Genomic DNA, 13,637 nt, shown 5'->3' with positions numbered 1-13,637 from the left:
GTACGGCTCAGCCGTTCCCCACCTTGTCTCCGAAGGCGGTGAAGAACTGCCCGGCGAGCTTCTTCGACGTCGATTCGATCAGGCGGCTGCCGAGCTGGGCGATCTTGCCGCCGACATCGGCCTTGGCCGCATATTTGAGTACCGTCGTGTCGGCGCCGTCGGCGGTCAGCGTCACGTCGGCGCCGCCCTTGGCGAAGCCGGCGATGCCGCCCTTGCCCTCGCCCTGGATGGTGTAGGAGTGCGGCGGGTTGAGGTTCTTCAGCGTGACTTCGCCATTGAAGGTCGCCTTGATCGGCCCGATCTTCAGCACCACGATCGCCGCCATCTCGGTGTTGGATTTCTTTTCGAGGCTCTGGCAGCCGGGGATGGCGTCCTTCAGAATGGCTGGGTCGTTCAGCGCTTCCCATACTTTCTGCAGGGGTGCGGCAATACGTTCCTCGCCTTCGATCACCAAAGCCATCAGAACCTCCCGGAGAGACTTGTCGAAAGCCCTAGCGCAGGGGCGCACTTGTGTCTATCGCACCAAAGTGCGGGTTCGGATGGCGCGTGCCCCTTGCCTGCATCCGCGCATTGTCATATCGATTTGTCATACAAATACGGAGACCATGATGGCCGGCGCCCCCACCAACAAGAAGAAATTTCGCTCGCAGGAGTGGTTCGACAACCCCGACAATCCGGGCATGACGGCGCTCTATCTCGAGCGCTACCTGAACTACGGGCTGACGCGCGCCGAACTGATGTCCGGCAAGCCGCTGATCGGCATCGCCCAGACCGGCTCGGACCTGTCGCCCTGCAACCGGCACCATCTCGAGCTCGCCAAGCGCGTGCGCGAGGGCATCGTCTCGATGGGCGGCATTCCCTTCGAGTTCCCGTGCCATCCGATCCAGGAGACCGGCAAGCGGCCGACCGCTTCGCTCGATCGCAACCTTGCCTATCTCGGCCTGGTCGAGGTGCTTTACGGTTATCCGCTCGACGGCGTCGTGCTCACCATTGGCTGCGACAAGACAACGCCCGCGCTGCTGATGGCGGCCGCCACAGTCAACATCCCCGCCATTGCGCTGTCGGTCGGGCCGATGCTCAATGGCTGGCACAAGGGCAAGCGCACCGGCTCCGGCACCATCGTCTGGGAATCGCGCCAGCGGCTGTCGGCCGGCGAGATCAACTATGACGAGTTCATGGACATCGTCGCCTCCTCGGCGCCGTCCACCGGCTATTGCAACACCATGGGCACCGCCACCACTATGAACTCGCTGGCCGAGGCGCTCGGCATGCAGCTACCTGGCTCGGCCGCCATCCCCGCGCCCTATCGCGAGCGCGGCCAGATCGCCTACGAGACCGGTAAGCGCATTGTCGAGATGGTGCATGAGGACCTGAAGCCGTCCGACATCATGACGCGCCAGGCGTTCGAGAACGCCATCGTCGTCAATTCGGCCATCGGCGGCTCGACCAACGCGCCGATCCACCTCAATGCCATCGCCCGCCATCTCGGCGTGCCGCTCGACAATGACGACTGGCAGAAGATCGGCCTCAACGTGCCGCTCATCGTCAACCTGCAGCCGACGGGCGAATACCTCGGCGAGGACTATCACCATGCCGGCGGCGTGCCGGCCGTGGTGGCCGAACTGATGAAGGGTGGTTTGCTGCCGCATCCCGATGCCGTCACCGCAAACGGCAAGACGATGGGCGACAATTGCAAAGGCGCGGCCAACGAAAATCCGGAAGTCATCCGCAGCGTCGACAAGCCGCTGAAGGCCAATGCCGGCTTCATCAACCTCAAGGGCAATCTGTTCGATTCGGCGATCATGAAGACCAGCGGCATATCGCCGGAATTCCGCCAGCGCTATCTGTCGAATCCCAAGGATCCCGAGGCTTTCGAGGGCAATGCCATGGTCTTCGACGGGCCGGAGGACTACCACGCCCGCATCGACGATCCGGCGCAAGGCATCGACGAGCACACCATCCTGTTCATGCGCGGCGCCGGGCCGGTCGGCTATCCGGGCGGCGCCGAGGTGGTCAACATGCAGCCGCCGGCCTACCTCATCAAGAAAGGCATCCATTCGCTGGCCTGCATTGGCGACGGCCGCCAGTCCGGCACGTCAGGCTCGCCGTCGATCCTCAACGCTTCGCCCGAGGCCGCCATCGGCGGCGGCCTGGCGCTGCTCAAGACCGGCGACCGCGTCCGCATCGACCTGAAGAAGGGCACCGCCAACATCCTCGTCAGCGACGAGGAGATCGCCACGCGGCGCGCCGCGCTGCAGGGCAATGGCGGCTTCCACTATCCCCAGCACCAGACGCCGTGGCAGGAGATCCAGCGCGGCATGGTCGACCAGTTTTCCGCCGGCATGGTGCTGAAGCCGGCGGTGAAATACCAGGATGTCGCGCATACCAGGGGGGTGCCGCGCGACAACCACTGAGCGTCGGCAACCTCGCTCGCGCGAACGGCGGCTTGATCGAAGGATCAAGCCGCCGTTTTTGCTGAATGGGGCGGCTGTCTCCGGCGCCCGTTCCGGCCTTGCCGTACCTATGCATGATCGGCAGCAAGGCGGGTTCCGCTCCTGTGCAAATCGGCGCGCCCGATGCCATATGTGTGAGGCGCGGACAGGACCATCATGACGAAACGGCGTTCTTCCCTTGGCTTCCTTGGCATGTTCGGCCGATCGGGCGACCTGAGGCAGCTCGATGCCGCCCTACGCGGCGCCGACCTCCATCCCGCCCTCGTGCCGGAGGGCGTCAAGCTCACCATCGTCAATCTGATGAAGGATCACTGGCCGGACGAGCCGCCGGCACAGGCCTATTCGTCGCTCGCCGAACTGTTCGGCTATTGCGTCGCCGGGCCGGAGACGTTTGAGCAGGCCAATGGCCGCGAGCGCAGGCTGGACGCCGAACGCAGGATAGAGGCGGCGCTCGAGGCCGGCGACAGCCTCGATGCGCAGATCGTGCTGATGGCGCTGCACGCAAAGCTGATCAGCGCCCAGGTGGTGGAGCGTTATGGGCTGAGCGCCGAGTGACGGTCCGATGGAGGTCCGTCAGCCACCCATGCCGCCGCGCGGCAGCTTGATCATCTCGCCGAAGCGGGCGCGCAACTTGTCGTCTATCATTTTCGGCACATGGCGCGGGAAGCGCTCGGCAAGCACGCGCTTCTTTTCGGCGATCGCCCTTTGCAGGATATCGGGCCGGCCTTTCTCGTTCCATTCCTTGGGCGAGAAGCGGTCGCCGATGGCCGGATAGAAATATTCGGTCTGCATCAGCTTCAGCGTCTGCTCGTTGCCGAGATAGTGGCCTGGCCCCTTCAGGCAGACGTCGGCGATGGTGTCGATCGACAGCGCCTCGTCCGTCACCTCGATGCCGCGCACGCAGCGCAGGCAGTGGCCGAGCATGTCGTTGTCGATGATCAGGCTCTCCAGGCAGAAGCCGAGCAGCGAGGCATGCATGCCGGCCGACTCATAGACGAGGTTGAGGCCGGAGAGGCCGGCCATCACATTGGTGATGCCCTTCTCGTAGCCGGACTGGATGTCGGGCAGTTTTGAGTCCGTCATGCCTGCGGCGGAGCCGCCCGGCAGGTCATAGAATTGCGCCATCTGCGCGCACGCGGCGGTCAGCACGGCCTGCTCGGCCGATCCGCCTGACATGGCGCCGGTTCGAAGGTCGGAGACGAACGGCCAGGTGCCGAAGATCGCCGGATGACCGGGCTTGATGGCGTTGACATAGACGAGGCCCATCAGCACTTCCGCGACCGCCTGCACCACGGCTCCGGCAATCGCCGCCGGCGCTGTCGCGCCGGCCTGGCCGGCCGACAGCAGCAGGATCGGAATGCCGCCTTCCACGCAGGCCTCGAGCACGCCGCAGGCGTCCTCGGCGAACTTCATCGGCGGCACGACGAAGCAGTTCGAATTCGACACGAACGGGCGCGCGCGGAAATTCTCCTCGCCGCCGGCGATCGCATAAAGCATCTCCAGCGCCGGCTTGACGTTCTCGCGCACCGTGAACGAGGTGCCGACATGCTTGGAGGTTCCCATCACGCACGCATAGAGCGTGTTGAAATCCATCTCGAGCGGATCGGGAATGTCGCGCGGCACCATGGTGCGCTGGAAGAAATGGATGTTGTCGAGACCGTCGACGAGGCGGGCGGCGTCATAGATGTCCTGCAGCTGCGACTCGCGGTACTCGCGCTTTTCGACGTCGACGAGATGCACGGCGGCACCCGCCGTGCCGTAGTGCACGCGCTTGCCCTGGATCACCATGTCGTGCCTGGGGTCCTGGCCGTGCAGCGTGAAATGCCGGGCCGCGTTCTTGATCGTGTCGAGCACCAGCGCGCGGGGCAGGCGGATGCGGCCGTCGTCGCCATAGGTGGCTCCGGCCCTGGTCAGCGCCTCGATGCAGGAAGGGATGGCATTGGCGAAGCCGACCGTCTCCAGCAGCGTCAGCACCGCTTCGTGGATGCGCTCGCGGTCGTTTTCGCTGAGCGGGCCGTAGCTGCCGCCTTCGAGGCCGGGCCGCACCGGCCTGATGTCGTCTGCAAGCGGTGCCGCCCGCATCGCGCGGCGCGCTTCGCGCCCGCCGGATCGCCGCGACCGCTGGTCGGCCGGCGCATCCTGCTTCTCAAGAGCCACTGACATGGAAGCACTCCACCTTTATCTGCGAGGCGGGACGCGGCGGTTGGTCCACCATCGGCCCTGCTTCGTCCCCTTTGTGGCTCGACTATGCCGCCGGCATTGGTGCAGCCTATGAGCCAGCCAGTCCCGTCGAATATGCCAGGATGCTAAAGCGATAGAGGGTCGTGTCAAAGCAAAAGAGCCGGCGCGGGCCGGCTCTCTGTCGAATTCGGCAGGTGGATCAGGCCGCGGCGGGTCTGCGGCCGGCGGCCGTCGCGAGTTCCCGTATGCCGGGCTCGATGTGCTGAAGCGCGATCGAGGAAATGCCCAAGCGCATGAAACGCGACGGTTTTTCCGTGCGGTCGAAGAAGCGGTCGCCGGGCTCGATGATGACGCTACGCGACGCGGCCGCTTCGGCGAGACCACGCGCGTCGGTGCCGCGCGGTCCTTCGAGCCAGAGCGACGTGCCGCCGGCCGAGTCGGTCGAGCGCCACTCCGGCAGGAAAGCGGAAATCGCATGGACCAGACGCTTGCGCCGCTCGTCGAAGGCAGTGGACAGACGCCGCACCAGCGCTTCGTGATGGCCGAGCGACAGGAACAGCGCCACCGCCCGCTGGTTGTTGGCCGGCGGATGCCTGAGCATGAAGCGGCGCAGCGCGCGCAGCTCCGCGATCAGCCCGGCCGAGGCGACGATGTAGCCAAGCCGCAAGCCCGGCGCCAGGGTCTTCGACATCGAGCCGACATAGACGACGCGGCCGGAGCGGTCGAGGCTCTTCAGCGCCTGCTGCGGCGCCTCGTCCAGCAGCTGGCTGTCATAGCCGTCCTCGATGATGATCTGGTTGTGGCGGTTGGCCCGCGCCAAGAGGTCCTGCCGCCGCTCCGCCGACAGCGGCACCATGGTCGGGCAATGGTGGCTTGGCGTGACGAAGACGAAGCCCGAATCCTGCGGAATCGAGGACGTCACGATGCCGGACTGGTCGACCGGGACCGGCTGGATGTCGGCGCCCGCCAGGCGGAAGATCGAGCGCGCGTCGGGATAACCGGGGTCCTCCATCGCCACTTTCGAGCCCTTGGTCATCAGCAGCGTGGCCAGCATGTAGAGCGCGTTCTGGGCGCCGAGCGTGACGATGATCTCGTCCGGATTGGCGAAGATGCCGCGCCGCGGCAGGAGCCGCGCCTGGATCTGCTCGATCAGGAGCGGATCGTCGCGGTCGACCATGTCAGAAGCCCAGTTGCGGATCTCCAGCACCGCGAGCGCCATGCGGTTGCATTCGCGCCACTCGGCGGTCGGGAACAGCGCCGGGTCGAACTGGCCATAGACGAAGGGGTAGGACGACTTGATCCAGTTGTCGTGCTTGGCCGGCGGCGGCATGTCGCTGGCGGCGATCTGCCGGCGCGCCTTCCAATCGATCTCGTTCTGCTGGTCGGGTGCCTTCTGGTGCGGCTTGGCGGGGGTGGCCAGCACGTCCGGATTGACGAAATGGCCGCGCCGCTCACGCGCCACCAGAAAGCCCTGGTCGACCAGTTGCTGGAAGGCGAGCACCACGGTGCCCCGGGCGACGCCCAGTTTCTCCGCCAGGATGCGGCAGGAGGGAAGCGGCATGGAAGCTGCGATCTGCCGGTCTAGAATGGCGGCGACGATCGCCTGACGGATCTGCGCCTGCAGGGTCTGGCCGGATTCAGCCGAAATCCGGAACAGGCCGGACCATATGGCCGTGTCATTGCGCTGTGGCATGGAAGAGTTTCCTCGATGGCCAGCTTTTTGTGCTTGGCTGGACCAGTCGAGTGTAGGGGTGGCACAAGGGGTTGCGCCAATCAATTTTTCTGATCGCTGGGATTTATGCCAGTGATCCATCGGTCACGAAAGCGATCCAATGGCCGCGAAAACGATCGCCGCGCTGCATCATGAAAGCGTGATGCAGTGCGGCATCGCCGCCCTTGAATGAAATGGAATTCGGCTCGATAGAATGTCGCGACGACACGCGCCGGAAACATCCGGCCTGTTAGAATAGATGCAAAAACCCGCCAGGAGCCCGCATGGATCAGCCATCTTTTGACAAGCAAGTCGTCGCCATGCGCGAACATCGCGCGGCGGCCAAGGGCACCATGCGTGAGGTTTTCGCGTCCGACCCCAAGCGCTTCGAGACGTTCTCAGCCACCGATGGCGATCTCCTGCTTGACTGGTCGAAATGCGCGGTCGATGCCGACACGATGGCAATGCTGGAGAAGCTCGCCGGCGCCGCCGACCTCGCAGGCCGCCGCGCCGCCATGTTCGAAGGCAGGAAGATCAACATCACCGAAGACCGCGCCGTGCTGCACACGGCGCTTCGCAACCTGACCGGCAAGAGCGTGGTGGTCGATGGCCAGGATACCAAGGCCGAGGTTCTCGCCGTTCTCGACGCCATGGGCGCCTTCGCCGATGCTGTCCGCTCCGGCAAGGCGGCCGGCGCCACCGGCAAGAAGATCACCGACATCGTCAACATCGGCATCGGCGGTTCCGATCTTGGCCCGGTGATGGCGACGCTGGCGCTGGCGCCCTATCACGACGGCCCCCGCGCGCACTATGTCTCCAACATCGACGGCGCCCACATCCACGACACGCTGAAGGGTCTGTCGGCCGAAACCACCCTGTTCATCGTCGCCTCCAAGACCTTCACCACGGTCGAGACGATGACCAATGCCGAGACGGCACGCCGATGGGTGGAGAATGCGCTGGGCAAGGCGGCTGTCGGCAAGCACTTCGCCGCCGTCTCGACCGCGCTCGACCTCGTGGCGAAGTTCGGCATCGCGTCGGACCGCGTGTTCGGCTTCTGGGACTGGGTCGGCGGCCGCTATTCGGTCTGGAGCGCAATCGGCCTGCCGGTGATGATCGCTATCGGTCCGCGCAATTTCCGCGCCTTCCTCGACGGCGCGCATGAGATGGACGAGCACTTCCGCAGCGCGCCGTTGCAGAAGAACCTGCCAGCCCTGCTGGGGCTGATCGGCTGGTGGCACCGGGTCGTCTGCCGATATCCCGCCCGCGCGGTCATCCCTTACGACCAGCGTCTCTCCAGGCTGCCGGCCTATCTGCAGCAACTCGACATGGAATCGAACGGTAAGAGCGTGACGCTGGATGGCGGCGCGGTCACCACGCCGACCGGCCCGCTGGTCTGGGGCGAGCCGGGCACCAACGGCCAGCATGCCTTCTTCCAGCTGCTGCACCAGGGCACCGATTTCATCCCGGTCGAATTCCTGGCCGCCGCTGTCGGCCACGAGCCGGAGCTGAAGCACCATCACGATCTCCTGCTCGCCAACTGCCTGGCGCAGTCGGAAGCCTTCATGAAGGGCCGCACGCTGGACGAGGCGCGCGCGCAGATGCTGGCCAAGGGCATGAAGCCGGCCGACGTCGACAGGATCGCCCCGCACCGCGTGTTCTCCGGCGACCGCCCGTCGGTCACCATCCTCTACCGCAAGCTCGATCCGCGCACCTTTGGGCGCCTGATCGCGCTCTACGAGCATCGCGTCTTCGTCGAGGGCACGCTGTTCAACATCAATTCCTTCGACCAGTGGGGCGTCGAACTGGGCAAGGAGCTGGCGACCGGATTGCTTCCTGTCGTGGAAGGCAAGGAGAATGCCGCAAAGGGGGATGCCTCGACGGCTGGTCTGGTGGGACACATCCACCGATTGCGCGGATCGGAGTGACAGGCTTGGCGGAGATCAAAGGCATATTGTTCGACAAGGACGGCACACTTGTCGATTTCAACGCGACATGGCTCGGCATTGCCGATTTCATGGCCATGGATGCAGCCGAGGGCGATCGCTGGAAGGCTGACAGGCTGCTCGCCGCGGCCGGCTTCGATTCCGTCAGCAAGCGCTTCAAGCCCGATTCGATCTTCGCCTCGGGCACCAACATGGACGTCGTCGAGCTCTGGTTCCCCCGCCTCTCCGACGAAGACCAGATGCTCGCCGTCGCCCGCTTCAACGAGATCACCTCGGTGCAGGGCTCCAGCATGGCGGTGGCGCTGCCTGGCATCGTCGAGACGCTGGCGGTGCTGCACCGGCGATCCTACCGGCTCGGCGTCGCCACCAACGATTCGACCAGCGGCGCGGAAAAGACCCTGGCGACGCTCGGCGTGGCGCAGCTTTTCGACGCCGCCTATGGTTATGATTCGGTGGCCAGGCCGAAGCCGGCGCCGGACACCATTCTCGCTTTCTCCGACCTGACCGGGCTGAGGCCGGCCGAGATCGCCATGGTCGGCGACAACCGACACGATCTCGAAATGGCGCGGGCCGGTGGCTGCGGGCTGGCGGTCGGCGTGCTCTCCGGCACAGGCACGCGCGAATCGCTGTCGGCGATCGCCGATGTCGTGCTCAATTCGGTTGCCGACCTGCCCGATTTTCTGGCGGCGCGGGTCAAGGAGACGATCTGACGGGAAGCCTGGGCAACCAGATCTCGCGGAGACGAGAAGCGCCATGGCGACGGTCGCGCTGTTTCATTCAGTTCTCGGTCTAAGAAGAGTAGAAAGAGCGGCCGCCGGCCGAATGCGTAGCGCTGGTCATACAGTTGTTACGCCCGATCTCTACGCGGGCCTTGCAGCGAGTACGATTGAAGAAGGTTTTGAGCTCATGCGCACTGTCGGATGGGAAGCCATCTGCGGCCGTGCGCGAGTTGCGCTTGAAACCCTCCCTGAAACAGCCGTCCTGGCCGGGCATTCCATGGGCGCGGGAGTTGTGGGCAGCGTATGGCCCGATAGAGATTTATCCGCCGGCATAGTCCTCTTTCACGGACTCGCGGAGATTCCGCAAAACGTGCGTCGTGGGATTCCGATTGCCGTCCATGTCGCGGATCCGGATCAGTTCGCGCTCCCCGAAGAACTCGCCCGGTGGACGGCGATGGCAGAGAAGGCTGACGCCGTCGCTGAAGTGTTCACATATCCGAATGTGGGACACTTTTTTACCGACGAAACTTTGCCGGACTACAATGCGGCGGCGACAGACCAGACGTGGGAACGAGTGCTAAGTTTCCTGAACGCCATCACGATCACCAAGCGTCACGAAGAGCGTTAAGAGCCGGCAGCGGACAGACGGCTTGCAGGTTTAGATTTGGAAGCGGACGTTGCCGGATAGGGCATGGGCAGGCTTATGTTACAAGGACTACGTCGCTTGCTCCTGCTGGACGGGGAATCGGGCGGCGAAGACTTCCTTGGCCGCGAACAGCCCGTTGAGCGCCGCAGGGAAGCCCGCATAGACGGCCATCTGTATGATGGTTTCGATGATTTCGTCCTTTGTCAGCCCGACATTCAGACCGGCCTCTATGTGGACTTTCAGTTGCGGCACCGCGGTTCCGATCGCCGTTAGTGCCGCGATGGTCGCGATCTCGCGGGCGCGCAGATCGAGGCCGGGGCGACTGTAAATGTCCCCAAAGGAGAACTCGAACACGTAGTTGGCGAAATCGGGGGCAATGTCGGCCAGAGCCGCAATCACTTTGTGGCCGGCCTCGCCATCGATTTCAGCGAGCGCCCGCTTGCCGCGTTCCAGCCGGCTTTCGTCGACGTTCGGGGATTGATGCGTCATAGTCTTTCATCCTCTGTTCGGTGCCGGCATATCCGGCAATCTTGGTGTCGAGGACGAGAAGGCAGGCTTGCAGTTCAACCACGCGGGCACGGACACGCTCGCGATGCTGTTCGAGCAACGTGCGTCGTTCAGCTTCCGTGCCGACGCCGCGCTCCCGCAACGCTGCATAGTGCAGCATTTCCCGAATAGGCATCCCGGTCGCTTTGAGATGGTCGAGAAATTCTATCCAGGTCAGGATTGATGCGTCATAGTCACGTTGGCCCGAATGGTTCCTGTCAGCATACGGAAGCAGCCCGATTCGCTCGTAGTAGCGGATCGTGTGGGCCGATAGTCCCGAACGCTTTGCCAGTTCGCCAATCTTCATGAACACCGTTCTTTCGTCACGACGCGAATGAGGCTAGGGGTTGGAGTGCACTCTAAGTCAATCCCCAAAATGCGGATTAGCAAAAGACCCGAAACCTGCGACAGTCATGATCCAAGACAACGGCGATCTGCAGGTTTGCTTAGATGCCCTCGACTTCTGCTATGAATGGTAGAAATAGAGGCGAACTCGGTCGCTCAGAATGGTTTGGTCTGAGCCGGACTTCAGCAGTCTTCCACCTCAAACGAAAACACCCCGCTCGGCTTGGTCGCAGCCTTTGCGTCACCGAAATCTGGCACCTGATATTCGGCGAGCAGCCGTAGCCGCGACAGCGGCAGATCTGCGCGGCCGGGATCGCCGACCAGTACCTCGATGCCGGCGGCAAGGCAGCGGTCGAAGAAGGGGATGACCCGCCGGGCCACCTCGCGCCCGTAGAACACGTCGCCGGCAAGCACGAGGTCTACCGCCGGGGGCGGCCCCGTGGTGATATCCTTGTCGAAAATGATGATCTCGACGCCATTGGCCGCAGCGTTGAGGCCGATTGCGGCAACGCCGTTGCGATCGATCTCGGCGGCGATCACCGCGCCTGCGCTGGCCTTCGCCGCGGCGATGCCGACCAGGCCCGAGCCGGCGCCGAGGTCGAGCACGCGGCGTCCCGCCACCGTTTGCGGCCGGTCGAGTATGTAGCGGGCAAGGACGGTGCCGCCGGCCCATGCATAGGCCCAATAGGGCGGCTGCGGTTCGGGCGCCCCGGCATAGGGCTCTGCCTCTTCGTCCGGGTCGACAAGCCGCCGCAGCCCGCTGCCGGGATGGGCCTTGTAGAGGAGGATTTCGGGAAGTGCCGCGACCGGCGCAAGGCGCATGTTCGCCTTGATGAACCCCGCCGGATCGGGACGGCTGCCTGTGACAGTCGTCTCCCTGTCGGCAGGATGATCGTTCAAGGTCTTGCCTATCCGCGCAGCGCCCGCCGCAGGATCTTGCCCACCGGCGTCTTCGGCAGCTCCGTGCGGAACTCGATATATTTCGGCCGCTTGTAGCCGGTCAGGTTCTCGCGGCAATAGGCGGTCAGCGTCTCGATGGTCAGCGCCGGGTCCTTCCTGACGACGAAGAGTTTCGGCACTTCGCCGGAATGCTCGTCCGGCACGCCGATCGCCGCCACTTCGAGCACGCCTGGATGCTGCGCCACGACCTCTTCCAACTCGTTCGGGTAGACGTTGAAGCCGGAGACCAGGATCATGTCCTTCTTGCGGTCGACGATCTTGGTGTAGCCGCGCTCGTCCATGAAGCCCATGTCGCCCGACTTGAAGAAGCCGTCCTTGGTCATCACCTTGGCGGTTTCGTCCGGCCGGTTCCAGTAGCCGGCCATCACCTGCGGCCCGCGGATGCAGATCTCGCCGACCTCGCCGAGCGGCACATTGTTGCCGTCGTCGTCGCGGATGGCGATCTCCGTCGAAGGCAGCGGCAGGCCGATCGTGCCGGTGAAGTCGCCGCCGCTGAACTTGTTGGCGGTCGCCACCGGCGAGGTTTCCGAAAGCCCGTAGCCTTCGGTGACCGGGCAGCCGGTCAGCGCCCTCCAGCGCTCGGCTACGCCCTTTTGCACCGCCATGCCGCCGCCCAGCGTCAGGATCAGCGGCTTGAAGTCGAGTTTGCGGAAATCCTCATTGTTGAGCAGCGCGTTGAACAGCGTGTTGAGGCCCGGGAAGATGTGGACCGGATATTTCGCCAGCTCCTTGACGAAGCCGGGAATGTCGCGCGGATTGGGGATGAGCACGTTCTGCGCACCCTGCTGCATGCCCATCAGCGCGTTCACCGTCAGCGCGAAGATATGGTAGAGCGGCAGCGCGCAGATGAAGTTGGGATGCGCCGGCTTCGGCTTGACCGCATAGGCGTCCTGCAGCCAGAGCGCGTTCTGCGCGACATTGGCAAGCACGTTGGAATGCAACAGCGTCGCACCCTTCGAGATCCCGGTGGTGCCGCCCGTATACTGCAGGAAGGCGATGTCGTCGGCGCTGACGCTGGCGGGCTTGAAGGCGACGCCGGCGCCCGCCGTCAGGGCGGCGTTGAACTTGACATGGCCGGGCAGCGACCAGGCCGGCACCAGCTTCTTCACCCGGCGCACGACGAAGTTGACCAGCGTCCCCTTGAGGCCGCCAAGCATGTCGCCCATCGCGGCGACCACGACATGCTTGACCGAGGTCTTGGCGATGACCGCCTGCAGCGTGTTGGCGAAATTCTCGAGGATGACGATGGCCTGCGCGCCGGAATCCTTGAGCTGGTGCTCCAGCTCGCGCGGTGTGTAGAGCGGGTTGACATTCACCACCGTATATCCGGCGCGAAGCACCGCCATCATCGCCACCGGATATTGCAGCACATTCGGCATCATCAGCGCCACGCGCGCGCCCTTCTGCAGGCCCTTCGACTGCAGATAGGCACCGAAGGCGGCTGACTGGCGCTCGAGCTCGGCATAGGTTATGGCCTTGCCCATGCACACGAAGGCCGGCTGCCCGGCAAACTGCTTGCAGGCGCCGACCAGGAAGTCGCCGATGGAGCCATAGGGCAAGGGCCCGATCTCGGCCGGCATGTTCTTCGAATAGCTTGCCAGCCATGGCTTTTCCGGCAGGCCGGCGGCAAGCTCCGTCAGCGCCTTCGGCAGCCTCTTGGCCGGCGCCGGCTTCGCTGCCGACGCTGGCGAAGCCGCCTTTGCAGGGGCCGCCTTGGCGGTCGGCTTTGCGGCGGCAGATTTGACGGCGGGCTTGGCTGCGGCCGACGGCTTCGCCGCCGCAAGTTTGGCGGCCTTGCCGGCGGTGGCCTTGGCCTGGGGCTTTGCGGCAGCCTTCACAGGGGCGGCTGCCTTCGCCTTGGCCGCATCGTTGGCCGCGGGCGCTTTCTTGCCGGACCCGGCGGCCGGCTTCGAAGCGGCCTTCGTCTTGGCCGGAGCCGTCGTCTTTGCTGCCTTCGCCACCCTGTCCCTCCCGTCGTCGTTCACTCGTGCCGCGCGCCTCTGAATGACAGAAGCGTCCTCCGCCGCAATGGTTGCGGATTCCTCAGGAAATCCAGCTTGCCGTCTATGTATTGCGACTATCCTCGGCCGTGCAAGTCTTGCCCTTGCGGCAGAACCGGAAAGATTTGCC

12 protein-coding genes are annotated in these 13,637 nt (G+C 64.5%); 5 read left to right on the top strand and 7 right to left on the bottom strand.

The genetic code is table 11. The features are described from left to right. Window positions 1-7: 7 nt before the first annotated feature. A complete protein-coding gene (locus tag JG743_RS00595) occupies window positions 8-460 on the bottom strand; it encodes an SRPBCC family protein (RefSeq protein ID WP_202297007.1) in 453 nt (150 codons plus the stop codon). 148 nt (window positions 461-608) lie between these two features. On the opposite strand from JG743_RS00595, the gene JG743_RS00590 reads away from it, so the two are divergent. Then, on the top strand, window positions 609-2,414 hold the full coding sequence (locus tag JG743_RS00590) for an IlvD/Edd family dehydratase (protein WP_202297005.1): 1,806 nt from the start codon (window positions 609-611) through the stop codon (window positions 2,412-2,414). 195 nt (window positions 2,415-2,609) lie between these two features. Then, window positions 2,610-3,008 carry a hypothetical protein gene (locus JG743_RS00585; protein WP_202297003.1) on the top strand — a complete coding sequence of 133 codons (399 nt, stop codon included), beginning with the start codon at window positions 2,610-2,612 and terminating at the stop codon, window positions 3,006-3,008. Between the two features lie 18 nt (window positions 3,009-3,026). Here the strand turns inward: JG743_RS00585 and JG743_RS00580 are convergent, their stop codons facing one another. Beyond that, the gene (locus JG743_RS00580; protein WP_202297001.1) at window positions 3,027-4,616 is read right to left on the bottom strand and encodes a trimethylamine methyltransferase family protein; all 1,590 of its coding nucleotides are present in this window, start codon (window positions 4,614-4,616) and stop codon (window positions 3,027-3,029) included. 217 nt (window positions 4,617-4,833) lie between these two features. Beyond that, on the bottom strand, window positions 4,834-6,327 hold the full coding sequence (pdxR, locus tag JG743_RS00575; protein ID WP_202296999.1) for a MocR-like pyridoxine biosynthesis transcription factor PdxR: 1,494 nt from the start codon (window positions 6,325-6,327) through the stop codon (window positions 4,834-4,836). A 302-nt stretch (window positions 6,328-6,629) separates the two neighbouring features. Between pdxR and pgi the strand changes: the two genes are divergently transcribed. Genes pgi through JG743_RS00560 form a run of 3 tightly spaced genes read left to right on the top strand, consistent with a single transcriptional unit; the run spans window position 6,630 to window position 9,638 of the window. Next, the gene (pgi, locus tag JG743_RS00570; RefSeq protein WP_202296997.1) at window positions 6,630-8,273 is read left to right on the top strand and encodes a glucose-6-phosphate isomerase; all 1,644 of its coding nucleotides are present in this window, start codon (window positions 6,630-6,632) and stop codon (window positions 8,271-8,273) included. Window positions 8,274-8,278: 5 nt separating this feature from the next. Beyond that, a complete protein-coding gene (locus JG743_RS00565; protein ID WP_202296995.1) occupies window positions 8,279-9,001 on the top strand; it encodes an HAD family hydrolase in 723 nt (240 codons plus the stop codon). 43 nt (window positions 9,002-9,044) lie between these two features. Then, window positions 9,045-9,638: a dienelactone hydrolase family protein gene (locus JG743_RS00560; protein ID WP_202296993.1), complete on the top strand. Its 594-nt coding sequence runs from the start codon at window positions 9,045-9,047 to the stop codon at window positions 9,636-9,638. Window positions 9,639-9,725: 87 nt separating this feature from the next. On the opposite strand, the gene JG743_RS00555 is transcribed toward JG743_RS00560, so the two are convergent. From JG743_RS00555 to JG743_RS00540, 4 genes are all read right to left on the bottom strand, one after another. Continuing rightward, on the bottom strand, window positions 9,726-10,145 hold the full coding sequence (locus JG743_RS00555) for a carboxymuconolactone decarboxylase family protein (RefSeq protein WP_202296990.1): 420 nt from the start codon (window positions 10,143-10,145) through the stop codon (window positions 9,726-9,728). Continuing rightward, window positions 10,081-10,509, bottom strand: a complete 429-nt coding sequence (locus tag JG743_RS00550; protein ID WP_202302357.1) for a MerR family transcriptional regulator — start codon at window positions 10,507-10,509, stop codon at window positions 10,081-10,083. The genes JG743_RS00555 and JG743_RS00550 overlap by 65 nt, the downstream gene beginning before the upstream one ends. A 221-nt stretch (window positions 10,510-10,730) precedes the next feature. Further along, window positions 10,731-11,447, bottom strand: a complete 717-nt coding sequence (locus JG743_RS00545; RefSeq protein ID WP_446720881.1) for a class I SAM-dependent methyltransferase — start codon at window positions 11,445-11,447, stop codon at window positions 10,731-10,733. Window positions 11,448-11,455: 8 nt separating this feature from the next. After that, a complete protein-coding gene (locus JG743_RS00540) occupies window positions 11,456-13,468 on the bottom strand; it encodes a long-chain fatty acid--CoA ligase (protein ID WP_202296988.1) in 2,013 nt (670 codons plus the stop codon). Window positions 13,469-13,637: the final 169 nt, after the last annotated feature.

Source organism: Mesorhizobium sp. 131-2-1 (genome assembly GCF_016756535.1).
GTDB lineage: Bacteria > Pseudomonadota > Alphaproteobacteria > Rhizobiales > Rhizobiaceae > Mesorhizobium.
The sequence above is the reverse complement of the archived record's forward strand: the minus strand, read 5'-3'. Positions and strand labels throughout refer to the sequence as shown.